22 protein-coding genes are annotated in these 24180 nt (G+C 74.0%); 16 read left to right on the forward strand and 6 right to left on the reverse strand.

Going from position 1 to position 24180, the window contains the following annotated elements; translation table 11 throughout:
- Window positions 1–113: 113 nt before the first annotated feature.
- The 4 genes from M446_RS31230 to M446_RS31245 are packed head-to-tail and all read left to right on the forward strand — an operon-like array spanning window position 114 to window position 4596.
- Window positions 114–1943, forward strand: a complete 1830-nt coding sequence (locus tag M446_RS31230; RefSeq protein ID WP_012336090.1) for an alkaline phosphatase — start codon at window positions 114–116, stop codon at window positions 1941–1943.
- Window positions 1944–1970: 27 nt separating this feature from the next.
- Window positions 1971–2444 carry a hypothetical protein gene (locus M446_RS31235; RefSeq protein WP_012336091.1) on the forward strand — a complete coding sequence of 158 codons (474 nt, stop codon included), beginning with the start codon at window positions 1971–1973 and terminating at the stop codon, window positions 2442–2444.
- 44 nt (window positions 2445–2488) lie between these two features.
- Entirely contained in the window at window positions 2489–3268 is a 780-nt protein-coding gene (locus tag M446_RS31240) for an ABC transporter ATP-binding protein (RefSeq protein WP_012336092.1), read from the forward strand.
- Entirely contained in the window at window positions 3265–4596 is a 1332-nt protein-coding gene (locus M446_RS31245; RefSeq protein ID WP_012336093.1) for an ABC transporter permease, read from the forward strand. The genes M446_RS31240 and M446_RS31245 overlap by 4 nt, the downstream gene beginning before the upstream one ends.
- A gap of 34 nt (window positions 4597–4630) precedes the next feature.
- On the opposite strand, the gene M446_RS31250 is transcribed toward M446_RS31245, so the two are convergent.
- Complete coding sequence (locus M446_RS31250; RefSeq protein WP_018263313.1) at window positions 4631–4963, reverse strand: Rap1a/Tai family immunity protein; 333 nt, start codon at window positions 4961–4963, stop codon at window positions 4631–4633.
- A gap of 1090 nt (window positions 4964–6053) precedes the next feature.
- Here M446_RS31250 and M446_RS38420 point away from each other — a divergent pair.
- On the forward strand, window positions 6054–6203 hold the full coding sequence (locus tag M446_RS38420) for a hypothetical protein (RefSeq protein ID WP_012336097.1): 150 nt from the start codon (window positions 6054–6056) through the stop codon (window positions 6201–6203).
- On the opposite strand, the gene M446_RS31260 is transcribed toward M446_RS38420, so the two are convergent.
- Both M446_RS31260 and M446_RS31265 read right to left on the reverse strand, forming a co-directional pair.
- Window positions 6182–6373 (reverse strand): hypothetical protein, encoded by a 192-nt coding sequence (locus M446_RS31260; RefSeq protein WP_012336098.1) that lies wholly within the window; start codon window positions 6371–6373, stop codon window positions 6182–6184. The genes M446_RS38420 and M446_RS31260 overlap by 22 nt on opposite strands.
- A gap of 193 nt (window positions 6374–6566) precedes the next feature.
- Window positions 6567–7070 carry a ferritin-like domain-containing protein gene (locus tag M446_RS31265; protein ID WP_012336099.1) on the reverse strand — a complete coding sequence of 168 codons (504 nt, stop codon included), beginning with the start codon at window positions 7068–7070 and terminating at the stop codon, window positions 6567–6569.
- Between the two features lie 404 nt (window positions 7071–7474).
- On the opposite strand from M446_RS31265, the gene M446_RS31270 reads away from it, so the two are divergent.
- On the forward strand, window positions 7475–7834 hold the full coding sequence (locus M446_RS31270) for a cupin domain-containing protein (RefSeq protein WP_012336100.1): 360 nt from the start codon (window positions 7475–7477) through the stop codon (window positions 7832–7834).
- Here M446_RS31270 and M446_RS31275 read toward each other — a convergent pair.
- From M446_RS31275 to metG, 3 genes are read right to left on the reverse strand one after another with little or no spacing between them, the layout of a single operon-like run.
- On the reverse strand, window positions 7801–8610 hold the full coding sequence (locus M446_RS31275; protein ID WP_012336101.1) for an MBL fold metallo-hydrolase: 810 nt from the start codon (window positions 8608–8610) through the stop codon (window positions 7801–7803). The genes M446_RS31270 and M446_RS31275 overlap by 34 nt on opposite strands.
- A 10-nt stretch (window positions 8611–8620) precedes the next feature.
- Window positions 8621–9433, reverse strand: a complete 813-nt coding sequence (locus M446_RS31280) for a TatD family hydrolase (protein ID WP_012336102.1) — start codon at window positions 9431–9433, stop codon at window positions 8621–8623.
- Between the two features lie 6 nt (window positions 9434–9439).
- Window positions 9440–10987, reverse strand: a complete 1548-nt coding sequence (gene metG, locus M446_RS31285) for a methionine--tRNA ligase (RefSeq protein WP_012336103.1) — start codon at window positions 10985–10987, stop codon at window positions 9440–9442.
- Window positions 10988–11230: 243 nt separating this feature from the next.
- Between metG and M446_RS31290 the strand changes: the two genes are divergently transcribed.
- From M446_RS31290 to M446_RS31335, 10 genes are all read left to right on the forward strand, one after another.
- Window positions 11231–11554, forward strand: a complete 324-nt coding sequence (locus tag M446_RS31290; RefSeq protein WP_018263309.1) for a c-type cytochrome — start codon at window positions 11231–11233, stop codon at window positions 11552–11554.
- A 171-nt stretch (window positions 11555–11725) separates the two neighbouring features.
- Window positions 11726–12910, forward strand: coding sequence for a glycosyltransferase family protein (locus M446_RS31295; RefSeq protein ID WP_012336105.1), 1185 nt, complete (start codon window positions 11726–11728; stop codon window positions 12908–12910).
- 11 nt (window positions 12911–12921) lie between these two features.
- Window positions 12922–14139, forward strand: coding sequence for a glycosyltransferase (locus M446_RS31300; protein ID WP_012336106.1), 1218 nt, complete (start codon window positions 12922–12924; stop codon window positions 14137–14139).
- A complete protein-coding gene (locus tag M446_RS31305; protein WP_012336107.1) occupies window positions 14136–15260 on the forward strand; it encodes a glycosyltransferase family 4 protein in 1125 nt (374 codons plus the stop codon). Before M446_RS31300 ends, M446_RS31305 begins: the two co-directional genes overlap by 4 nt.
- The gene (locus M446_RS31310; protein ID WP_012336108.1) at window positions 15257–17272 is read left to right on the forward strand and encodes a glycosyltransferase; all 2016 of its coding nucleotides are present in this window, start codon (window positions 15257–15259) and stop codon (window positions 17270–17272) included. Before M446_RS31305 ends, M446_RS31310 begins: the two co-directional genes overlap by 4 nt.
- Complete coding sequence (locus M446_RS31315; RefSeq protein WP_012336109.1) at window positions 17269–19143, forward strand: ABC transporter ATP-binding protein; 1875 nt, start codon at window positions 17269–17271, stop codon at window positions 19141–19143. The genes M446_RS31310 and M446_RS31315 overlap by 4 nt, the downstream gene beginning before the upstream one ends.
- Window positions 19143–20036, forward strand: coding sequence for a hypothetical protein (locus M446_RS31320; RefSeq protein WP_012336110.1), 894 nt, complete (start codon window positions 19143–19145; stop codon window positions 20034–20036). The genes M446_RS31315 and M446_RS31320 overlap by 1 nt, the downstream gene beginning before the upstream one ends.
- Window positions 20033–21964, forward strand: a complete 1932-nt coding sequence (locus tag M446_RS31325) for an ABC transporter substrate-binding protein (RefSeq protein WP_012336111.1) — start codon at window positions 20033–20035, stop codon at window positions 21962–21964. The genes M446_RS31320 and M446_RS31325 overlap by 4 nt, the downstream gene beginning before the upstream one ends.
- A complete protein-coding gene (locus M446_RS31330; protein WP_012336112.1) occupies window positions 21961–22986 on the forward strand; it encodes an ABC transporter permease in 1026 nt (341 codons plus the stop codon). The genes M446_RS31325 and M446_RS31330 overlap by 4 nt, the downstream gene beginning before the upstream one ends.
- Complete coding sequence (locus tag M446_RS31335) at window positions 22983–24143, forward strand: ABC transporter permease (protein WP_012336113.1); 1161 nt, start codon at window positions 22983–22985, stop codon at window positions 24141–24143. Before M446_RS31330 ends, M446_RS31335 begins: the two co-directional genes overlap by 4 nt.
- Window positions 24144–24180 lie beyond the last annotated feature (37 nt).

The raw sequence follows: 24180 nt of genomic DNA on the forward strand, positions 1-24180 counted from the left end.
CGTCGCCCGATCGGGTCGACCCCGCGCGGCCGGCACGTGTTAGGGAAACGTCACCGAGGCGAGCTAGAGCGGCGCCGGACGGCGTGGTGCGCGCCGCACCAGGGGAAGCTTCGATGCGTTCACGTCTTCTCGCCCTCGCAGCCAGCGTCGCCCTCTCCGGTGCCGCCGACGCCGCCACCGTCATGCCGCTCGACCGCGCCACCATCCTGGTCGGCTCGCCCTTCGACTTCAAGGTCGAGTTCGAGGCCAAGGTGAAGGCGGACGAGGTCAGGATCACCGTCAACGGCGAGGATTACCGGACGGCCCTCGGCGCGGGCACCGGCTTCGTCGAGGTCGAGACGGACAAGGACGGCAAGGAGCTCGGCTCGGCCGTGCTCCTGCGCGGGGTCAGGATCGCCAAGCCCGGCCGCTACACGGTGGAGGCGACGGCCGGCAACGACCGCTGGAGCGTGACCTGGGAAGTCTTCGGCACCGCCGACGCGCCCAAGGCCAGGAACATCATCTTCCTGCTCGGCGACGGGCTGTCGGTCGCCCATCGCACCGCCGCGCGCCTGATGGCCAAGGGCATGACCGGGGGCAAGGCCAACGGCCGCCTCGCCATGGACGATCTCGACCGCATGGCCTTCATCGGCACCTCGGCCACCGACGCGGTCGCCACCGACAGCGCCAACACGATGTCGGCCTACATGACCGGCCACAAGACGGCGGTGAACGCCCTCGGCGTCTACGCCGACCGCACGCCCGCCTCCCTCGACGACCCCCGGGTGGAGACCTTCGCGGAGGCGGTCCGGCGCCAGACGCGGAAATCCGTCGGCCTCGTGGTCACCTCGGAGATCGAGGACGCGACCCCGGCCGCCGTCGTGGCGCATACCCGCCGCCGCGCCGACAAGGCCGAGATCGTCGAGATGCTCTTTTCCGTGAAGCCGGAGGTGATCCTCGGCGGCGGCTCGGCCTATTTCCTGCCGAGGGCCGTGCCGGGCTCGAAGCGCCGGGACGACAAGGACTTCATCGCGCTGTTCCGGGAGGCCGGCTACGCGCTCGCCACCGACCGGGACGAGCTCCAGGCGATCGCCGGCCGCGACCGGCTGCTCGGCCTGTTCCACCCGGGCAACCTCGACTACGCGCTCGACCGGATGCAGCTCAAGAAGGGCACGGTCGGCAAGTTCCCCAGGCAGCCCGGCCTCGTCGAGATGACCAGGGCCGCGCTGGACAGCCTGTCCAGGAATCCGGACGGCTTCTTCCTGATGGTGGAGGGGTCCTGCATCGACAAGGCGAGCCACCCGCTCGACTGGGAGCGGGCGGTCTTCGACACGATCGAGTTCGACCAGGCCGTCGCGGTGGCGCGCCAGTTCCAGGCCGCCCATCCCGACACGCTCGTCGTCGTGACCGGCGACCACACCCACGGCATGTCGGTGATCGGCACCATCAACGACGACCTGCCGGGCGACGAGATGCGCGAGAAGGTCGGCACCTACGCGGCCGCCGGCTTCCCGAACTACGAGGACAGGGACGGCGACGGCTATCCCGACCGCGTCGACGTCTCGCGCCGCCTCGCCCTGTTCGGCACCAACGGCCCCGACCATTACGAGACCTTCCGGCCCAAGCTCGACGGCCCGTTCGAGCCGGCGCTGAAGACCCAGGGCGGCACCTACGTCGCCAACGACAAGTACAAGGACGTGCCCGGCGCGGTCCTGGTCAAGGGCAACATCCCCAAGGACGAGGAATCGGGCGTCCACGCGGTCGACGACGTGGTGCTGCAGGCGGCCGGCCCCGGCGCCGAAGGCTTCAAGGGCTACATGGAGGAGAGCGACGTCTACCGGGTGCTGGCGGACGCCTTCGCCCTCGGCGCCACGAGGACGGTGGCCAATTCGCCGGCAGGCCAGGCTTCGGCAGGCGAGGCTTCGGCAGGCAAGGCGTCGGCAGGCAAGACGCCAAGCAAGTAGCCGCCACGATCGCCGCATCGGGCAGCCATGGCCGCGACCTCCCTCGTCATCGACCGCCGCCGGCTTCTGACCGGGGCGGTTCCGGCCGCCGCGCTGCTCGCGGCGCGTCCGGCCCGCGCCGCCGCGGCCAGCCTCACCTTCGAGGAGCTCTACGGGACGATCGGCGTGCTCGGCCTCGCCTTCTCCGACAAGGTCAAGGCCCTGGCCGGGCAGGAGGTCGCCATGCGGGGCTTCATGGCGCCGCCGCTCAAGGCCGAGGCGGCCTTCTTCGTGCTGACCGCGATCCCGATGGCGCTGTGCCCGTTCTGCTCCTCGGACGCCGACTGGCCGAACGACATCGTCGTCGTCTACCTCGACCGCAAGCAGACTTTCGCGCCGCCCGCCACGCTGATCGAGGTGACCGGGCGGCTGGAGGTCGGCTCCTGGACCGACCCCGAGAGCGGCTTCGTCAGCCTGATCCGGCTGACCCACGGCCGCTTCGCGGTCGTCGGGAGGCTGTGATGGCCGGCACACCACCTGTCCGCGGTCCATCACAGCCTTTGGCCATGCTCGCCCTGCGGATCAGCGACCTGTCGGTCTCCTTCCCGGGTCTCGCCGCGCCGGCCCTGGCGATCGAGCGCCTCGGCCTCGCGGCCGGCGCGCGCGTCGCCGTCACGGGGGCTTCGGGCTCGGGCAAGAGCACCTTCGTCAACCTGATCACGGGCCTCGCCCGGCCGGATCGCGGCCAGATCCAGTGGGGCGAGACCGACATCGCCGCCCTGCCGGAGGCGCGCCGCGACCGCTGGCGGGCCGAGACGGTCGGGCTCGTCATGCAGGATTTCCACCTGTTCCCGGGGCTCTCGGCCCTCGACAACGTGCTCCTGCCGGCCCGGCTCTCCGGTGCGGGGAATGCGGCGACGAGGGCGCGCGCCGCCGATCTCCTCGACCGGGTCGGCCTCGCCCGCCCCGGGCAGGACGTCGCCACCCTGTCGCGCGGGGAGATGCAGCGCGTGGCAGTGGCGCGGGCCCTGCTGCGCCGGCCGGGCCTCCTCGTCGCCGACGAGCCGACCGCGAGCCTCGACCCGGAGGCGGGTGCGGCGGTGGGCGCCCTGCTCCTCGACCTCGCGCGGAGCGAGGGGGCGACCCTGATCGTGGTGAGCCACGACGAGCGGCTGACGGAGCGGCTCGACCGCCGCATCCGCCTCGCGGCCGGCCGGATCGCCGCCGACACGGGGGCCGAGCCGGGCGCCGCGGGAGCAGCCGAACCCGGTGCGGCCGAAGCGGGCGGGCCCGGCACGGCCGCCGCGGGCGGGCCCGGCACGGCCGCCGCGGGAGCGATGCCGTGATCCGCTTCGTGCTCGCCGATCTGCGACGGCTCTGGGCCGCCTCCCTGGTCATCGTGCTCCTGGTGGCCCTGTCCACCGCGCTCGGCGTGGCGGTCACGCTGCAGGAGCGCGCGCTGCGGCTCGGCAGCGCGCGCGCCGCCGACCGGTTCGACCTCGTGGTCGGGGCGCCCGGGAGCGAGGTGCAGCTCGTCCTGTCGGCCGTCTTCCTCCAGCCCGCGCCGCTGCCGCTCGTCCCCGGCGACGTGCTCGCCCGGCTCTCGGGCGATCCCCGCGTCGCCTGGGCGGCGCCGGTCGGCTTCGGCGACAGCTATCGCGGCCACCCGATCGTCGGCACGACGACGCGCCTCGTCGAGGGCGTCGCGGGCGGGATCCGGGACGGGCGCCCGTTCCGGGCCGAGGGCGAGGCGGTGGCCGGATCCGCGGTCGACCTGCCGCTCGGCACCGCCCTGCATCCGATGCACGGCAGCGGCGGCGAGCCGGGCCCCACCCATGCGGGCGCCACCTACCGCCTCGTCGGCCGGCTGTCCCCGACCGGCACGGCGTGGGATCGCGCCATCCTGGTCCCGATCCAGGCGGTCTGGCACGTCCACGGGCTCGGCCAAGACCACGGCCAAGACCACGGCCAAAATCACGGCCAAGACCACGGCCAGGAACACGGCCAAGCCTACGGCCAGGAACACGGCCAGGAACACGGTCTTGGTCAGGAGCGCGGGCGCGCCGGGCCGGACGGGGAGGCGGCCCACGGCCGCATCAACGCGCAGGCGCCGCTGGACGAGACCTTCGACCACGATCTGCCGGGCCTGCCGGCCATCCTGGTCAAGCCCACCTCCTTCGCGGCGGCCTACAAGCTGCGGCAGGAGTACCGCGGCGGCGGCACGCTGGCGGTGTTCCCGGCCGAGGTGCTGACCCGCCTCTACGCGACCCTCGGCGATGCCCGGCAGGTGCTGATGGCCATCTCCGCCGGCGCCGAGGCCCTGGTGGCGGCCGCGCTCCTCCTGATCACGGTGATCCACGTGGCGCAGCGGCGGCGCCAGATCGGTGCGCTGCGGGCCTTCGGCGCGCCGCGCCGCGCGGTCTTCCTGATCGTCTGGGGCGAGGCGATGCTGCTCGTGTCGGCGGGGATCGCCGGCGGCGTCGCCCTCGGCTACGGGGCCGCCCGGCTCCTCGCGCGCCTCGCGCAGGGGCAGGGCGGCTTCACCCTGCCGGTGGAACTGGCCGCCGAGGACGCCGCCTTCGCGGGGGCGCTCCTCGCGGTCGCCTCCGTGCTGGCCCTGCTCCCGGCCTGGCTCGCCTACCGGCAATCGCCCGCCGCGTCCCTGCGCGCCTGACCGGCGCCGGACCGCCGCCTGGCGGCGGACCGCCTCACGGCTTGCACGGCCAGGCCTCGGAGAGCGAGAGCCCGAGCAGCAGGCCCCCGGGCCGGTTCAGGTTCTTCGGGTGCTCCTTCATGTAGCGGCAGAACACGTCCACGAGCTGCTGCGTGGAGACCGGATCCTTCGGGCAGAGATGCTTGCCGACGGAGGCGTCCGCCGCGCCCAGGACGAAGCCGGCAAGGTAGGTTTTCTGCAGCTCCGTCGCGCCGGGCTGGCAGGACGCGTTGAATTCGCTCGCCTTCTTCAAGTCCGAAAGCTTACTCTGCGCCATAGCCGGGCCGGCGCACAGCACCAGCACGAGAGCGATCACCGCCTTCACCATCCTGCTCATCCCCTTTGTCCCGGCAGAGCTCGCGATTCCGGCAGGATAGACGGGACCTCCCGGCTGCGGGATGGGCAAGTCGCGCGCGGTTGCGTCGCGTCCACCGCAATCGCGCGGGCCGCCCGCCCGGCGGGCGAGGCACCGGAGGCGGACCGCACCAGGGCGGCGGCCGGCGGGCGCAGGGGCGCCAGGAGCGGATCGAGCGCCAGCACCCCGGCGATCCCGCCGGCAACTCCGATCGGGCGGTCGACAGCCGGCAGCAGGTCCGTCGTCGGCGCGGGTCCCCGCACCGTGGCGACGCAGTGGCCGCCTGCTGGCCCGCATAGGCGCCGTCGCCGCGTCCGTGCTGCACGACGCCCGCGACGAAGGGCCGCCCGCGAGGCAGGCGAGCCAGGGCAGGACGCCGTCCGCCGCGAGGGCCATGGCGCGGAGCCCGTAGAGCCCTCCGGCGGCGCAGCCGAGGAGCCGGCCGGGCGTCTTCATCTCCGGCCTGTGCCGGCTCGCCGTGAGGATCACGAAGGCCGTGATCGGCGTCTGCGCGAAGCCGGCCAGCTGCAGCGTCTCCCAGATGTCGGGGATCCGCGCGACCGCGATGCCGCCGGTCACCGCGACGGCGAGGAAGTCGCCGTCCACGCCCGCCCGGGCCGGCCCGGGCGGGCGCGGGGCCCGCCGCGCCGGGCGCGGGAGCCGGCCGCGCCGTTCCGCCGATCGGATCAGGTGAGGAACTGTTGAGAAACGTCTCTCCCACGCGGGAGAGTCAGCATATGCTTATGCCGTTCGGTATATGCCGTCACATTTTCCGAAAATCTTGCAACAATCCGCGGTCCATCATACGAAATTCGGCGCGGGGAGCGAATCATCAATTTCCCCGGAAGGCCACACAAGCCTGAAGCAACGCAGAGCGATTAACGTGGCAGGGTCATGAGTGTCATGGTGGTTGGGATGCTGGTCGTGCTTTTGTTCCCGCTCGTCCTCGCGGTGATCGCGGGTTTGGCGACTCATCTGCGCCGGAACGAGAGCGACCGGGGCGGTGCGTCCTGGTCCCTGCCCCAGGCGGAGTGACGGGTCGGATCCGGCTCGGAGCGGGGGCATGGCGGAGGTCGAGATCCAGTTCGTGGCGTGCGACGGCGCGGCGGACCCGGCCGGGATTGCGCGCGGCCGGACCTTCCTCGTCGCGAGGTCCGGCAAGGTGCCCCGGGGCAGGGCGGCCCCGGCCGGTCAGAGCCGGTTCAGCCGGTGATCGAGGCCGATCCGCCGCTGGTGCACCTCGTACCCGGCCTTGAACCGGACCTGCTCGCCGCCGACCCGCGTCGAGACGGTGCGGTCGAGATCGGCGCAGAGGGCGCAGGACGGCGTCCCGGGCCGGAAGATCGGCGGCCTCTGCGCCCATCGCGGGCAGGCCGGCGACAATCAGGAGATCAGGGACTTTCCTCGCGGCGGCCGCGTATGGGAATTTATTCCCCACGTGAGAGGCCGCGATCGGTGACTTGCGAGGTGAGCGTGGAGGTTTTTCGTCCCGCGCCGACCGATGCGGCGCGGCCGCCCTCGTCGCGGCGCCCGCGCCGCGGACCTCCTCGCGCGGGGCGCGAGGAGGTCCGGCGCGTCACGCCGCCTTCTGGTTGACCTTGCTCTCCGCCATGGCGGTCAATTTCTGGTCGGTGGCCTTCTCCTCCTCGAGGGTCTGTTGCAGCACGCTGGCGCAATCGCTGCGGCCGAGGCGCTTGGCCCAGGCGATCAGGGTGCCGTAGCGGGTGATCTCGTAATGCTCGACGGCCTGGGCGGCGGCGAGCAGGGCGGCGTCCAGCACCTCCGCGTCGGCGATCTCGCCCGCCGTCTCGTTCGCCTCCTTGATGATCCCGTCGATCGCCGGGCAATCCACGGCCTTGGGCTGGTGCCCGTGCATCTGGAAGACCTGCTCCAGGCGCCGGATCTGGCCCTCGGTCTCGCGCAGGTGCGTCTCGAAGCCCTGCTTGAGCTGCGGGTCCGTCGCCTTGGCGATCATCTTCGGGAGCGCCTTCGTGATCTGGTTCTCGGCGTAGTAGATGTCCTGGAGCGTGTGAACGAACAGGTCGTCGAGCGTCTTGATGTCCTTCGTGAACAGGCCCATCGCGTCCTCCATCGGGGTGGGTGCGGGCCGCCGGGGCCGGCTGCGGACCGGGCTGCCGCTCTCGTCACCAGAATGAGGCGGCTCGCCGGCTGGTTCCGCGGGCCCGTCCGGACAGGGGAGTGTGCCATTCCACCATTGCACAGGTGGGACATTCTCACTTTGCGCCGACACACCCGATTCGCATAAGGAAGATTATGGAACTGGAACGAGGCGGGCGGGACGGGGCGGACGGCCGTTCGGCCCCGAGGCTCCCCGGACGCGGCGTCCCGCGCTCAGCATCATTCGCCGAAGCGGCCGCCGGTTCGGCGGCGAAGAATGATGCGAAACCAAGAGACCAAGCAGAAGTGCGCCATGCAATTCTGCTTCGGTCGGAGCCCCCGAGCCCCCGACCCGGACCCCCCGCCATGCCGGCCCCGACCGCAAACCTGTTCGACGCCCTGCCGCCGCCCGGCACGCCCGACGAAACCGTGACCGCGCTGCTGGCGCGGCCCGGCCTGCGCGTCGAGCGCATCGTCTCGACCGGCCAGGCGAGCCCGCCGGGCTTCTGGTACGATCAGGCCGAGGACGAGTGGGTGCTGCTCCTCGCGGGCGCCGCCCGGCTCAGGCTCGCGGACGAGCCCGAGGCGCGGGTGCTGGCGCCCGGCGACCACCTGCTGATCGAGGCCCGCCGCCGCCACCGGGTCGAGTGGACGAGCCCCGACACCCCGACCCTGTGGCTCTGCGTGTTCTGTCAGCCCTCGACCGTGACCGTGAGCCCGTCATAGGCCGGCACCACCCCCTTCGGCAGGCGCCGCCGCAGGCTCTCGTAGTCGAGATCCGTGTGCAGGTTGGTCAGGATGGCCCGGCGGGGCCGCACCTCCTCGATCAGGGCCAGCGCGTCCGAGACCGAGAAATGCGTCGGGTGCGGCGTGTCGCGCAGCGCGTCGAGGATCAAAAGGTCGAGGTCCCGCAGATGGGCCTTGGCCGCCTCCGGCATCAGGCTGACGTCGGGGGCGTAGGCGGCGTCCGCGAAGCGGAAGCCGAGCGCCTCCTCGTTGCCGTGCTCCATTCGGAACGAGGTCGCCGTCACCGGGCCGCCCGGCCCGTCGAGCCCGAGGGGCGCGCCGTCCGGGAGGTCGTGGAGGTCGAGGATCGGCGGGTACTGGCTGCCCGGCGGGGTCGCGAAGCAGTAGGCGAAGCGCGTCTCCAGCAGCGCCCGCGTGGTCGCGTCCGCGTAGACCGGGATGCGGCGGCGCATGTGGATCACCATCGCGCGCACGTCGTCGATGCCGTGGGTGTGGTCGGCATGGGCGTGGGTGAACAGCACCGCGTCGAGCCGCTCGGCGGCGGCGTCGAGCAACTGCTCGCGCAGGTCCGGCGAGGTGTCGACGAGGATCGTGGTGGCGGGCCCGGGCCCCGCCCGGCGCCCCTCCACCAGGAGCGAGCAGCGGCGGCGGCGGTTCTTCGGCTCGGCCGGGTCGCAGGCGCCCCAGCCGGAGCCGACGCGCGGGACGCCCCCGGAGGAGCCGCAGCCGAGGATGCGCAGCGTCAGCGTGGCCATCGGCGGTTCCTCATCGGTCCGTGCCGCCGGCGGGCCCGGCCGCGTCCGCCCGGGCGGCCTTCTCGAACAGCCGGTAGAAGTTGGCGGTGGTGAGCCGCGCCAGATCCTCCGGCGCCATCCCGAGGCTGCCGGCGAGGCTCCGCGCCGTCTCGGCCACGTAGGCCGGCTCGTTGGGCCGCCCCCGATGCGGCTCGGGCGCCAGGAAGGGCGCGTCCGTCTCGACGAGCAGGCGCTCGCGCGGCACCGCGGCCGCGATTGCCCGCAGCTCCTGCGAGCGCCGGAAGGTCACGATGCCCGAGAAGGAGACGAAGAGCCCGAGCTCCACCCCGGCCTCCGCGAGGCGCCGGCCCGAGGAGAAGCAGTGCAGCACCGCCCGGAAGGCCCCGCGCCCCATCTCCTCGCGCAGGATCGCCTCCATGTCGGCATCCGCGTCGCGGGCATGGATCACGAGGGGCAGGCCGGTCTCGCGGGCGGCCGCGATGTGGGTGCGGAAGACCCGGGCCTGCACGTCCCGCGGCGCGGTGTCGTAGTGGTAGTCGAGCCCGGCCTCGCCGATCCCGACGCAGCGCGGGTGCCGCGAGAGCGCGACGATCTCCTCCAGGGGGATGTCGGGCTCCTCGGCGGCCTGATGCGGGTGGGTGCCGACCGTGAAGAAGATCTCCGGATGCGCCTCCGCCAGCGCCCGGTAGACGGAGGCCCGGCGCAGGCGGGTCGAGATCGTCACCATGCGGGAGACGCCCGCCCGCCGGGCGCGGGCGAGCACCTCTGGCAGCGTCTCGGCGAGGCCCTCGAAGTCGAGGTGGCAGTGGCTGTCGACCAGCATGCCGCCTCAGGCCTCCGGCTCGACGAAGCGCGGGAAGATCGGGCTCGGGGCAGGCAGGGCCGTGCCCGGGACGAGCCGGCCCCCCTCCCCGACCTGCGCCAATCCCCTCGCCTCCCCGGGCACCGCCAGGAGGTCGAGGAGCCGGCAGGCGGCCGCCGGCACGAAGGGCTGCACCAGGATGCCGACCGCGCGCAGGGTCTCGGCCGTGCAGTAGAGCACGGTCGCCATCCGGGCCGGGTCGGTCTTGCGCAGGGTCCAGGGCTCCTGGGCCGCGAAGTAGCGGTTGGCCTCCGCCACCACGGCCCAGATCTCGGCGAGCGCGTGGTGCAGGGCGTAATCCTCCATGGCGGCGCGGGCGACCGCCGGCAGCGCGTCGGCGGCGGCGAGGATCGCCCGGTCCGCCTCGGCGAGGTCGCCGGGCCGCGGCACCGCCCCGTCGCAATTGCGCGCGATCATGGTCAGCGAGCGCTGGGCGAGGTTGCCGAGGTCGTTGGCGAGGTCGGCGTTGGTGCGGTTGACGATCGCCTCGTGCGAGTAGTTGCCGTCCTGGCCGAAGGGCACCTCGCGCAGCACGAAGTAGCGCAGCGGGTCGACCCCGTAGAGCCCGGCGAGCGCGATCGGGTCGACCACGTTGCCGAGGGACTTCGACATCTTCTCGCCGCGGCTGAGCAGGAAGCCGTGGCCGAAGACGCGCCGGGGCAGCGGCACCCCGGCCGACATCAGGAAGGCCGGCCAGTAGACCGCGTGGAAGCGGATGATGTCCTTGCCGATCACGTGCAGGTCGGCCGGCCAGCGGCGCCAGCGCGGATCCGCCTCGTCCGGGAAGCCGCAGGACGTGATGTAGTTCGTGAGCGCGTCGACCCAGACGTACATCACGTGGCCGGGCGCGCCGGGCACCGGGACGCCCCAGTCGAAGGTGGTGCGGCTCACCGACAGGTCCTGCAGGCCCGAGCGCACGAAGCTCACCACCTCGTTGCGGCGGGTCTCCGGCCCGATGAAGTCCGGGTGCTCGGCGTAGTGGGCGAGCAGCCGGTCCGCGTAGGCGGAGAGGCGGAAGAAGTAGCTCTCCTCCTCGACCCACTCGACCGGCGTGCCGGTCCGCTCGGCGCGGCGCACCCCGTCCTGGCCGAGCACCAGCTCCGCCTCGTCGTAATAGGCCTCGTCGCGCACCGAGTACCAGCCGGCATACTTCGCGAGGTAGATGTCGCCGGCCGCCTCCATCCGCCGCCACAGCGCCTGCGAGGACGCGATGTGGTCGGGATCGGTGGTGCGGATGAAGCGGTCGAAGCCGCAGTTCAGCGTCTCCGCCATGGTGCGGAAGCGCGGCGCCATCGCGTCCACGAAGGCGCGCGGGGAGATTCCCGCCTTGGCGGCGGTCTGCTGGATCTTCAGCCCGTGCTCGTCGGTGCCGGTGGTGAAGAACACGTCGTAGCCGTCGATGCGCTTGAAGCGCGCGATGGCGTCGGCGGCGATCACCTCGTAGGCGTGCCCGATATGCGGGGCGCCGTTCGGATACGAGATCGCCGTGGTGATGGTGAAGCGTTCGCCCGCCACGAGGGAATTCCCGAGAAGCTGCAAGGATCGTGCGGGCGCGGTCGCACCCGTCTCCCGAGAAGCCTTAGCGCAAATTCCCGGTGGCGTGGACACCCCTGCGCCCACGGGGCGGCTGCGCCCACGGGGCGGCTGCGCGGGCCCGGCCTTGCGGTCCCGGCCTTGCCGGCGCGGGGCATCCGGCCGAGATGAGCAGGGTCGCCCCGGAGCCCCCCCGCCATGCCGCGTGCCGCCTCGCCGAGATCGATGCCGCTGATCTGCGCCCTCCTGTCCGGCCTCGCCCTGGTGCCCGGCCCGGCCGCCCTGGCGGGCGACGCCGCCGCGGGGCGCCGCAAGGCGGTGGCCTGCCAGGGCTGCCACGGGCTCGACGGCGTCGCCAAGCTGCCCGACGCGCCCAACCTCGCCGGCCAGGTCGAGCCCTACCTCGTCAAGGCGCTCGGGGAGTTCCGCAGCGGCGTCCGTCGCAACGAGGTGATGTCGGTGGCGGCCAAGACCCTCACGGATGCCGACATCGCCGATCTCGCGGCCTATTACAGTGCCATCCAGGTCGAGGTGGTGCCGCCGTCCTGAGGAGGGCGGCGCGGTCCTGATGACGCGTGTAACCGTCCGGGGCGGGTAGCCCAGCGGGGGGCGGATGCGCTACGACAGGGGCGCTCCGTTCCGGGAGGTCCGTCGCAGGATGCCGCTGTCTCCGAGCCGCCCCCGTCCGACGCGGCCCCCTCCTGGTCTCCGGACACCCTGATGGCGCGGCCCGGCTCCGCCCCGCACCGGGTGCTGATCTACTCGCACGACACGTTCGGCCTCGGACATCTGCGCCGCGCGCGGGCGATCGCGCACGCGCTCGTGGCCGAGATGCCGGAGCGCCGCGTGCTGATCCTGTCCGGCTCGCCCGTCAGCCACGCCTTCCGCTTCGCCCCGGGCGTGACCTGCCGGCGCCTGCCCGGCGTGGTGAAGCTCGACAGCGGCGCCTATCGCAGCCTCGGCGCGGCCCACGACCTCGACGCCGTGGTGGAGACCCGGGCGGCCCTGATCCGGCACGTCGCCCGCCGCTTCGACCCGGACCTGTTCCTGGTCGACAAGGAGCCGACCGGCTTCCACGGCGAGGTGCTGCCGGTGCTGGCGCCGCTGCGGGACCGGGGCTGCCGGCTGGTGCTCGGCCTGCGCGACGTCCTCGACGATCCGGGCCTCCTCGCCCCCGAATGGGAGCGCAAGGGCGCGCTCGCGGCGCTGCCGCTCTACGACGCGATCTGGGTCTACGGCCTCGAGGAGATCTACGCGCCGCTCTCCGGCCTCGCCCTGCCGCCGGGCGTGGCGGAGCGGCTGACCTACACGGGCTACCTGCGCCGCGAGGCGCCGGACGCCGCCTCGCCGGCCGGCGAGGACGAGCCCTTCCTCCTGGTGACGCCGGGCGGGGGCGGCGACGGGATCGATCTCGTCGAGGCGGTGGTGCGGGCCTACGAGGCCGAGGCCCCGCCCCACCGGGCCCTGGTGGTGTTCGGCCCGTTCTTCCCGAAGGCGGCGCGCGACGCGCTCCAGGCCCGCATCGACGCGCATCCGCGGCTCTCCTCCCTCGACTTCGACGCGCGGCTGGAGCGGCTGATGCGCCGCGCCGCCGGGGTGGTCGCCATGGGCGGCTACAACACCTTCTGCGAGATCCTGTCCTTCGACCGGCCGGCCCTGATCCTGCCGCGGGTGCGCCCGCGCCGCGAGCAGCTCATCCGCGCCGAGGCCGCCGCCCGGCTCGGCCTCGTCGAGACCCTGGCGCCCGACGCGGCCGGGCCGGAGCGGATGGCGGCGGCGCTGGCCGCCCTGCCCGGGCGCCCGCGCCCCTCGGCCCGGCCGATCCCGCACCTGCTCGACGGGCTGCCGGCGATCTGCCGGCTCGTCGCGGTGCCGGGCCTGGCGCCCCGCGTGGCGGCGGAGTAGCGCGCCGCCCGATGCCCGCTCCCATCGCCGTCCTGGTCAAGGGCTATCCGCGCCTGTCCGAGACCTTCATCGCCCAGGAACTCCTCGGCCTCGAGGCCCGCGGGCTGCCGCTCGCGATCTGGTCGCTGCGCCGGCCGCACGACGGGGCCGTGCACCCGATGCACCGGCAGATCCGCGCCCCCGTCGCCTACCTGCCGGAATACCTGCACGAGGCGCCCCTGCGGGTGGCGCGCGGGCTGCTGTCGGCCCTCTTCCGGCCGCGCCTGCGGGCGCTGCTTGGGCTGGTCTGGCGCGACCTCAGGCGCGACCCGACCCGCAACCGCCTCCGCCGCCTCGGCCAGGCGCTGGTGCTGGCCCGCGAATTGCCGGACGGCGTCCGCCACATCCACGTCCACTACCTCCACACCCCGGCCTCGGTCGCCCGCTACGCCGCGCTGCTCACCGAGCGCAGCTGGAGCGCCTCGGCCCACGCCAAGGACATCTGGACGACGCCGGATTGGGAACTCGCCGAGAAGCTCGACGACGCGCGCCTGACCTTCGCGGTCACCTGCACGGCGGCGGGCGCGGAGCGCCTGCGCGGCCTCGCGGCCGAGCCCGACCGGATCGGCCTCGTCTATCACGGCCTCGACCTGCGGCGCTTCCCCGAAGCCCCCGCGGCGCGCCCGCCCCGCGACGGCGGCGACCCGGCCGATCCGCTGCGCCTCGTCACGGTCGGGCGGGCGGTGGCCAAGAAGGGCTTCGACGACCTCCTCGACGCGCTCGCCGCCCTGCCGCCCGGCCTGCACTGGCGCCTCGCCCAGGTCGGCAGCGGCGAGGCGCTCCCCGCGCTCAAGGCCAAGGCCGCCGCCCTCGGGCTCCAGGGGCAGGTGGCCTTCCTGGGGGCGAAGCCCCAGCCCGAGGTGGTGGCGCTGCTGCGGGAGGCGGACCTGTTCGTGCTGCCCGCCAAGCGCGCGCCCTCGGGCGACCGCGACGGGCTGCCGAACGTGATCATGGAGGCGGCCTCCCAGGGCCTCGCCATCGTGGCGACCGACTTCGCCGGGATCCCGGAATTCCTGCGCGACGGGATCGAGGGCCGGCTGGTGCCGCCGGGCGACTGGGCCGCCCTCTCGAACGCCCTCAACCTCCTGGCCCGCGACCCGGCCGCGCGGGCGCGGCTGCGGGCGGAGTTCGGGGCGGAGGAGGGCCTCGACCGGATCGCCGGGCTGCTGCGCGGGGGGGCGGGACCGTGAGCCCGCCGCGCGGCGGGGGACCGGACGCGCCCCGCATCGCCTTCTACGCTCCGCTGAAGCCCCCCGACCACCCGGTGCCCTCGGGCGAGCGCACCATGGCGCGGCTGCTGCTGCGGGCGCTCGCCGAGGCGGGCTTCGCTCCGTTCCTGGCGAGCGGCCTGCGCAGCCGCGATCCCGAGGGCTCGCGCCACGCGGCCCTGCGCGAGGCCGCGCGCGCCGAGGCGGCGCGGCTCGTCGCGGCGTGGCGGGACGCCCCGCCCCGGCTCTGGTTCACCTACCACGTCTACTACAAGGCCCCGGACTGGATCGGCCCGGAGGTGGCCCGCGCGCTCGGCATCCCCTACGTGGTCGCGGAGGGCTCCCGGGCGCCCAAGCGCGCCGCGGGGCCGCACGCGGTCGGCCATGCCGGCGCCGAGGCCGCCCTCGACGCCGCCGACCTCGTCCTGGTGATGAACCGGCGCGACCGGCCGGCCCTGGAGGCGGCGCGCCCGCCGCACCAGCGCCTCGCCGCCCTGCCCCCCTTCCTCGACCCGTCCGACTGGCCGCTCCCCGCCCGCCCGGCCGGCGGCGCCGGCCTGCGGCTCCTCACCGTCGCGATGATGCGCGAGGGCGACAAGCTCGCCTCCTACCGCCTCCTCGCGGAGGCGCTCGCCCGCTGCGGCGACCTCGCCTGGAGCCTCGACGTGGCCGGGGAAGGGCCGGCGGCGGCGGAGGTGGGCCGGCTCCTCGCGCCCTTCGGGGCGCGGGTGCGCCGCCACGGCGCCCTCGCGCCCGCCGCCCTGGCGCGCCTCTACGGGGCGGCCGACCTCCTGGTCTGGCCTGCCGTGCGGGAGGCCTACGGGATGGTCCTGCTGGAGGCGCAGGCCCATGGCTGCCCGGTCGTGGCCGGCGGCGACGGCGGCGTGCCGGACGTGGTCCGGGACGGGATCACCGGCATCGTCACGGCGCCCGGCGAGGCCGCCGCCCTGGCCGATGCCGTCCGGGCCCTCGCGGCCGACCCGGCGCGCCGCGCCGCCATGGGCGCGGCCGCCCTCGCCTTCGCGCGCGGGGAGCGCGGGCTCGCCGCCGCCGCGGCGCGCCTGCGGGCCGCCCTGGCGGCCCTGCCGGGATGCCCGGCATGAGCCGCCTCCTCGTCGCGGTGACGCATCTCCTCGGGGCGGGCCACCTCACCCGCGCGGCGGCCCTCGCCCGCGCCTTCGCGGCGGCCGGGCACCGGGTCACCCTCGTCTCCGGGGGCATGCCGGCCGCCCTGCCCCGCCTCGACGGGATCCGCCTCGTGCAGCTGCCGCCGCTGCGCATCGCCGGCACCGCCTTCACGCGCCTCCTCGAACCGGACGGGACCCCCGTCGCGCCCGGAACCCTCGCGGCCCGCCGCGCCGCCCTGCTGGCCGCCCTCGACGAGGCCGCGCCCGACGCGGTGATCACCGAACTCTACCCGTTCGGCCGCCGGGTGCTCGCCGCGGAGTTCGACGCGCTGGTCGAGGCCGCGCGGGCGCGGCGGCCGCGGCCGCTCCTCCTCGCCTCCGTGCGCGACATCCTCGCCCCGCCGAGCCGGCCGGAGCGGGCCGCCGCGACCCGCGCGCGGCTCGCCGCCTACGACGCCGTGCTGGTCCACGGCGACCCGAACCTCCTGCCCCTCGACGCCTCCTGGCCGGTGGAGGACGCGCTCCGCCCCTTGCTGCGCTACACCGGCTACGTCGACGAGGCGCCGGGCGAGGGTCTCCCGGCCGGGACGGCGCGGTCCGGCATCGTGGTCTCGGGCGGGTCGAGCGCGGCCGGCCTGCCCCTGCAGCGGGCGGCGCTCGGCGCGGCGCGGCGCCTGCCCGACCTCCCGTGGCGGGTGCTGGTCGGGCGCGCCGTGCCCGAGGCAGCCTTCGCGGCCCTGCGCGACGCGGCGCCCCCGAACGCGATCGTCGAGCGCGCGCGCACCGATTTCCGCGCCCTGCTGGCCTCGGCCGCGCTCTCGGTCAGCCAGGCGGGCTACAACACGGTGCTCGACCTCCTGCGCGGCGGCTGCCCGGCCCTGCTCGTCCCCTTCGAGGCCGGGGGCGAGACCGAGCAGCGGCTGCGCGCCGAGACGCTGGCGGCGCGCGGGCTCGCCCGGGTGCTGCCGGAGGCGGAGCTCGGGCCGGAGGCGCTCGCCGCCTCCGTCGCGGCGATGCTCGCCCCCTCGCCCGACCCGGCGCCCCCGCGCGCGGCCTTCGCCCTCGACGGGGCGGCCCGGACGGTGGCCCTGGTGGAGGCCATGCTGGCCGTCCCCGCCCCCGCCCCCACCCCCGCCCCCGCCCTCGCGGCGGGACCGGACTGGTCGCCCCTCGACGCCGCCCTGGCCCGGCTCGCGGCGGAGGGCCTGACCGCGACGCTGTGGTGGCGCGACGACGACGCGGCGGCGCACACCCCCGCCCTCGACCGGCTGGTCGCCCTGCACCGCGCCGCCGGCTGGCCGCTGGCGCTGGCCGCGATCCCGGGCCTCGCCGCGCCCTCCCTGGCCGCCCGGCTCGCGGGAGAGCCCGGGATCGACCTCCTGGTCCACGGCCTCGCCCACGCCGACCGGGCCCCCTCCGGCAAGAGGGCGGAATTCGCTCCCGGCCGCCCGCCCGCCGCCCTGGCGGCGGAGGCGCGGGAGGGGCTCGCCCTGGCGCGGGAGCGGTTCGGCCGCCCGCCCCTGCCGGTCCTGGTGCCGCCCTGGAACCGGATCGCGCCGGACCTCGTGCCGCGCCTCCCGGCGCTCGGCTACGCGGGGCTCTCGACCTTCGGCCCGCGCGGGCCGGCGCCTCCGGGCCTCGCGATCGTCAACACCCACGTCGACCCGGTGGCGTGGCACGCGCCGGGGCGCCCCCTCGCCGACCCGGCCGGGCTGATCCCCCGGGCGGCCGCGACGCTGCTGGCCGGGGCGGGGCGGGGGGAGCCGGTGGGCCTCCTCACCCACCACGCCGCCCAGGACGCCGCAACCTGGACGTTCTGCGCGGCGTTGCTCGATCGCCTCGCCGCGCATCCGGCGATCCGCCTCGCGCGGGCCGCGGACCTGTTTGCGCCGGGGCCGTCGCGCGTGTCACAAACCGACATTAAGGTCATGGCAAGGGATCCATCCTCGGATGAGGACGGCCCCAACCAACGAAAAGGATCAGGATGACGGCACCGCTCCTGTCGATCCGCGATCTCACGGTCGATTTCTCGGCCGATACCGGGGCGTTCCGGGCGGTGGACGGGCTGTCGCTCGACGTGCCGGCCGGGCGCACGGTCGCGCTGGTGGGCGAATCCGGCTCGGGCAAGTCCGTCACCGCGCAGGCGATCCTGCGCATCCTGCCCAAGGCGGCGCGCATCACCGGGGGCGAGATCCGCTTCACCGACCCGGCGACCGGCCGGGTCGCCGAGATCGCGCGGCTCGGCGCCGATTCCGCCGAGATGCGGGCGCTCCGCGGCGGGCGCATCGCCATGATCTTCCAGGAGCCGATGACCTCGCTCTCGCCCCTCCACACGGTGGGCGACCAGGTGATCGAGGCGCTGCGGCTGCACGCGGAGGTTTCGGCCGCGCAGGCGCGGGCCCGGGCCGCCGACGTCTTCGCCCGCGTCGGCTTCCCCGACCCGAATCGCGCCCTCGTCACCTACCCGTTCGAATTGTCGGGGGGGCTGCGCCAGCGCGCCATGATCGCCATGGCGCTCGTCACCAAGCCCGCCCTCCTGATCGCCGACGAGCCCACCACCGCCCTCGACGTCACCACCCAGGCCCAGATTCTCGACCTGCTGCGCGACCTTCAGGCCGAGACCGGCATGGCGATGCTGCTGATCACCCACGATCTCGGGGTCGTCGCCAACATGGCCGACCAGGTGGTGGTGCTCTATCGCGGCCGGGTGACGGAGGCGGGCGCCCGCGAGGACATCTTCCGCCGCCCGGGCCACCCCTACCTCAAGGCGCTGATGAAGGCGGTGCCGCGCTTCCACATGCAGGAGGGCGAGCGGCTCACCCCGATCCGCGAGGTCCGCAGCGCCGTCCTCGCCCGCAAGGCCGGCGAGCCGCCCCGGCCCGACCCGGCCGGGCCCCTCCTGTCGATCAGCGACATCCGCAAGTCCTTCACCCTGCGGGCGGGCTGGTTCAGCGGCACGGTCCGGCGCATCGACGCCGTGCGGGGCGTGAGCCTCGACCTGTGGCCCCGGCGCACGGTCGGCCTCGTCGGCGAATCGGGCTGCGGCAAGACCACCCTGTCGAAGATCGTCATGCGGGCGCTCCGGCCCGACAGCGGCACCGTGTGCTTCGACGACGGCTCGGGGCGCGGGCCGCGCGACGTCTTCGCGCTCAAGGACCGGGACCTGAAGGATTTCCGGCGCGCGGTGCAGTTCGTCTTCCAGGACCCGTTCTCCTCGCTCAACCCGCGCATGACGGTCTACGAGATCCTGACCGAGCCCCTGCGCATCCACGGCGTCGGCACGCCGGACGAGCGCTACGCCCGGGCGCGGGAGCTCCTCGACATGGTCGGGCTCGACGCGCGCTCGCTGCGGCGCTACCCGCACGCCTTCTCGGGCGGCCAGCGCCAGCGCCTCGGCATCGCCCGCGCCCTCGCCCTCAAGCCGCGGGTGCTGCTCTGCGACGAGCCGGTCTCGGCCCTCGACGTCTCGGTCCAGGCGCAGGTGCTCAACCTGCTCAAGGACCTGCAGGCGAGCCTGGGCATCGCCTACCTGTTCGTCTCCCACAACCTCGCGGTGGTGGACTACATCGCCGACACGATCGCGGTGATGTGCCGGGGCTTCATCGTCGAGGAGGCGCCGAAGGCGGCCCTGTTCCGCAACCCCGTGCATCCCTACACGAGGGCGCTGCTGGCGGCGGTGCCCGAGCCCGACCTCGACCACCCGCTCGACCTCAAGCTGCTGATGAGCGACCGCTTCTCGGACCCCGCCGCCTGGCCGGAGCCCTTCCGCCTCGCCGGCCCGGAGACCGGGACCATGCAGGAGGTCTCGCCCGGCCACCGCGTGCGCGTGGCGGGGCCGGCGCTGCGGAAGGCGGCGTGATGCCCCCCGGCGCCGCGCTCCGGCCGCACCCGCTCCTGGAGCGCCTGCGGCGGCGGGTCCTCGGCCCGCTCTTCGACCGGCTCGGCTACGACCTCGTGCCGGCGGTGCCCGACTGGGCGCACCGGCCCCTCTCCCGCCGCGAGACCGAGGCGCTGTTCGCCGCCGCCGCGGCCCGGCTCGACGCCGACCTCGCGGCCTGCGGCCTTTCCCTGCCGGGCGGGGCGCGGCCGGCCATCGAGACCTTCTGGGACCTGATCGGCGCCGCGCCGGTGGCCCAGCGCCGGGGCGGCAACGGCTTCAACGGCGCCCTGTGCCTCTACGTGCTGATGCGCGCCCTGCGCCCGCCCGTCGTGATCGAATCGGGCGTGTTCCGCGGCCTCACCACCTGGATCACCCGGCAGGCCTGCCCGGAGGCCGAGATCCTGTGCTTCGATCCCGACCTGTCGGGGCTGCGCTACCGCGACCGCCGCGCCCGCTACCACGCGGGCGACTGGTCGGAGCGCGACCTCGGCGGGCTCGACCTCGCGGAGGGGGTCGGCTTCTTCGACGACCACATCAGCCAGGCGCGGCGGGTGCGCGAGGCGCGGGCGCGCGGCCTGACCCGGCTCATCTTCGACGACGACGCGGCGGCCCACCGGCTCCACGCCCATGGCGGGCCGGCCTTCCCGACCATCGCGATGCTGTGCGACGAGGCCGCCGGCCCCGAGCCGGTGCGCTGGCGGCGCAACGGGCGGGACTTCGTCTACCGGCCGGACGGCGAGGAGGCGCGGGCGGCGCGGGCGGCGATCCGGCTCGCCCACCCGTTCGACGACCTGCACGCCGCCACCGGCTACTCGCCGGCGCGGATCACCTACGTGGCGCTGGCAGCACCCGGTTCGGGAGAGGCGAGATGACGGTCTGGCGGCGGGAGCGGCCTCTCGGGGGGCGGGGCGGGCGGGATGGCGGCGCGGGGCGCCCGCGGGCGGCCGCGGCGCTCGCCGCCCTGGCGCTCCTCCTGCCGGGCCTCGCCCGCGCCGCCGACGAGACCGCCGCGGCCCGCCTGCCCGCCGAGCCCCTGGTCGTCGACCTCGCGGCGGCCGGCCGAGAGCTCGGCCGGCCGGGCGGCGAGATCGTCACCCTCGTCGCCAAGCCCCGGGACATCCGCTACATCTCGGCCTACAGCTACGCCCGGCTCGTCGGCTACGACGAGAGCCTCGCCCTCAAGGCCGACCTCCTCGCGCAGTACGAGTCGCAGGACGACAAGGTCTTCACCTTCACGCTGCGGGCCGGCCACCGCTGGTCGGACGGGCAGCCCTTCACGGCGGAAGACTTCCGCTACTGGTGGGAGGACGTCGCCCTCAACAAGGAGCTGAGCCCCTCCGGCCCGCCGGAATTCATGATCGTGGACGGGCAATTGCCGCGCTTCGAGGTGCTCGACCCGCTGCGCGTCCGCTTCACCTGGGACAGGCCGAACCCGCGCTTCCTGCCGGAACTCGCCTCGCCGCGCGACCCCTTCATCTACCGGCCGGCCCATTACCTGAAGCAGTTCCACGCCCGCTACGCGCCGAAGAACGACCTCGACGCCGCCGTCAAGGCGCAGAAGGTCAAGGGCTGGGCCACCCTGCACAACCGGCTCGACGCGATGTTCGAGCAGACCAATCCGGACCTGCCGACGCTGCAGCCCTGGCGCGTGACCAACACGGCCCCCGCCGCGCGGTTCGTCTTCGTGCGCAACCCCTACTACCATCGGGTGGACCGCAACGGCCAGCAGCTCCCCTACGTCGACCGGGTGCTGATGGACATCGCGGCGGCCGGGCTCTTCGCCGCCAAGGCCAATGCCGGCGAGGCGGACCTGCTCTTCCGCGGCCTCACGATGGAGGACATCCCGATCCTGCGCGAGGGCGAGCGGGCCAAGGGCTACCGCACGCATCTCTGGCCGAGCGCCCGCGGCTCCGAGATCGCCCTCTACCCGAACCTGACCGCGGCCGATCCGGTCTGGCGCAGGCTCAACCGCGACGTGCGCTTCCGGCGCGCCCTGTCGCTCGCCATCGACCGGCGCACCCTCAACAACGCGCTCCTGTTCGGGCTCGGCACCGAGGGGAACGACACGGTCGTGGAGGGCAGCCCGCTCTACAAGCCGGAATACCGCACGCTCCACGCCCAGTACGATCCCGAGGAGGCCTCCCGGCTCCTCGACACGGTCGGGCTCGGCGCGCGCAACGGCGCCGGGATCCGGCTCCTGCCGGACGGGCGGGAGCTCGAGATCGTGGTCGAGACCGACGGCGAGAGCATGATGCTCACCGACGGGCTCACCCTGATCGCGGAATTCTGGCGCGAGGTCGGGGTCAAGCTCTTCGTGAAGCCCCAGGACCGCACGGTGCTGCGCAACCGGGCCTATGCGGGGCTCACCACCATGGTGGCGGCGCAGGGGCTCGACCTCGCCATGCCGACCGCCGAGATGCCGCCGGACGAGCTCGCCCCCGTCCACCAGGACACCTACGCGTGGCCGAAATGGGGGCAGTTCGTCGAGACCAAGGGCAAGGAGGGCGAGCCGGTCGACATCCCGGAAGCCAAGACCCTCCTCGACCTCAACGCGCAGTGGATGGCGACCGGCGACGCCGCCATGCAGGCGCGGATCTGGGGCGAGATGCTGCGCAACCGGGCCGAGAACCAGTGGGTGATCGGCACGGTCGCGGGAGCGCTGCAGCCGGTCGTCGCCAAGACCCGCCTCGTCAACCTTCCTGACCGGGCGACCTACAGCTGGAAGCCCACCGCCATGATCGGGGTCTACCGCATGGATGAGTTCTTCTGGGGCCCCGAGCGCAAAGAGGCCGCCCGGTGATCCGCTACCTCCTGCGCCGCACCCTCACCATGGCGATGACGCTCCTCGTCATCTCGGCGCTCGTCTTCTTCATCATCAAGCTGCCGCCGGGCGACTTCCTGACCAACCAGATCGCCGAGCTGCGCTCGCAGGGCGAGGCGGCCTCGGTCGCCAAGGCCCAGTTCCTGATGCAGCAATACGGCCTCGACCGCCCGGTCTGGGAGCAGTACCTGCGCTGGATCGGCGTCTGGCCGAACCCGGAGGGCCTCTTCAACGGCCTCCTCCAGGGCAATTGGGGCTGGTCCTTCGAGTACGACCGGCCGGTGCGCGAGGTGGTCGGCGACGCGCTCTGGCTCACCCTGGTGGTCAACCTCGCGGTGGTGATCTTCGTGCACGTGGTCTCGATCCCGATCGCGATCTACTCGGCGACGCGGCAATACTCGGTCGGCGACTACGTCGCGACCCTGATCGGCTACCTGGGGCTGGCGACCCCGTCCTTCCTGCTCGCCCTGATCATGCTGTTCTACGCCAATCGCTGGCTCGGCATCTCGATCGGCGGGCTCTACGACAGCGCCTATGCGGGCCAGCCCTGGACCTGGGACAAGGTGCAGTCGCTCCTCGCCCACCTGGCGGTGCCGACCCTGGTGATCGGCCTCGGGGGCACCGCCGCCATGATCCGCCGCATGCGCGCCAATCTCCTCGACGAACTCGGCAAACAATACGTGGTCACCGCCAAGGCCAAGGGCCTGCCGCCGACCCGGGCGCTGCTCAAGTACCCGTTCCGGATGTCGCTCAACCCGTTCATCGCCGATATCGGCAACCTGCTGCCCCACCTCGTCTCGGGCTCGGTGCTGGTCTCGCTGGTGCTGAGCCTGCCGACCGTCGGGCCGATCCTGCTCGCGGCGCTCAAGAGCCAGGACCAGTTCCTGGCCGGCTTCATCCTGATGTTCGTGGCGCTGCTCACGGTGATCGGGATGCTGATCTCCGATCTGCTCCTCGCGTGGCTCGACCCCCGCATCCGCCTCGGAGGCTCCGGCCGATGAACCTGGAGGTTCGCCCGCGCCACTTCGTCGACCCGGCCCCCTTCGATCCCGGCCGCACCGAGCCCCTCGGCGCGGAGAGCGAGGTCTTCGACCGCGCCTCCTCGTGGCGCCTCACCTGGTGGAAGTTCAAGCGCCACAAGGTGGCCGTGGCGGCCGGGCTCATCCTGGTCCTGTTCTACGCGCTCATCCCCTTCGTGGAGGTGCTCGCGCCCTACGACCCGGCCAAGCGCCACGGCGACTTCCTGTACGCGCCGCCCCAATCCGTGCACCTGTTCCACGAGGGCCGCTTCGTCGGGCCCTACACGCATCCCTACGCGTTCTCGTTCGACCTGGAGCGCTTCCAGCGCGACTACACGGTCGACCGCGGCACGGTGCAGAAGCTGCGCTTCTTCTGCCGCGACGAGGCCTACGAATTCTGGGGGCTGGTGCGCACCGACTGGCACCTGGTCTGCCCGCCGGAGGGCGGCACCCTGTTCCTCGCGGGCACCGACCGGCTCGGGCGCGACCTGTTCTCGCGCATCGTCGCGGGGGCCCGGATCTCGCTGACGGTCGGCCTCGTGGGCATCGCGGTGTCCTTCGCGCTCGGGCTCTTCTTCGGCGGGCTCGCGGGCTACCTCGGCGGCTGGGTCGACAACCTCGTGCAGCGGATGATCGAGATCCTGCGCTCGCTGCCGGAACTGCCGCTCTGGCTCGCCCTCTCGGCCGCCCTGCCCCCGAACTGGAGCCCGGTTCTGGTCTTCTTCGGCATCACGCTGATCCTCGGCCTGCTCGACTGGCCGGGCCTCGCCCGCGCGGTGCGCTCGAAGCTGCTCGCCCTGCGCGAGGAGGATTACGTGCGCGCCGCCGAGCTGATGGGCGCCTCGAAGGCGCGGATCATCGGCCGGCACCTGATCCCGAACTTCATGAGCCACCTGATCGCCTCGGCGACCCTGTCGATTCCCTCGATGATCCTCGGCGAGACCGCGCTGTCGTTCCTGGGGCTCGGGCTGCGGCCGCCGGTGACGAGCTGGGGCGTCCTGCTCAACGAGGCCCAGAACCTCGCGGCGGTGCAGCTGCATCCCTGGCTGCTGCTGCCGATCCTGCCCGTGGTGGTGGTGGTGCTCGCCTTCAACTTCCTGGGCGATGGGCTGCGCGACGCGGCCGACCCGTATCACTGAGCCCGGACCATCGGCCGAAGGGGGCCGGCCGCGCCGG

Origin of the sequence: Methylobacterium sp. 4-46 (genome assembly GCF_000019365.1) — a bacterium.
Lineage (GTDB): Bacteria > Pseudomonadota > Alphaproteobacteria > Rhizobiales > Beijerinckiaceae > Methylobacterium.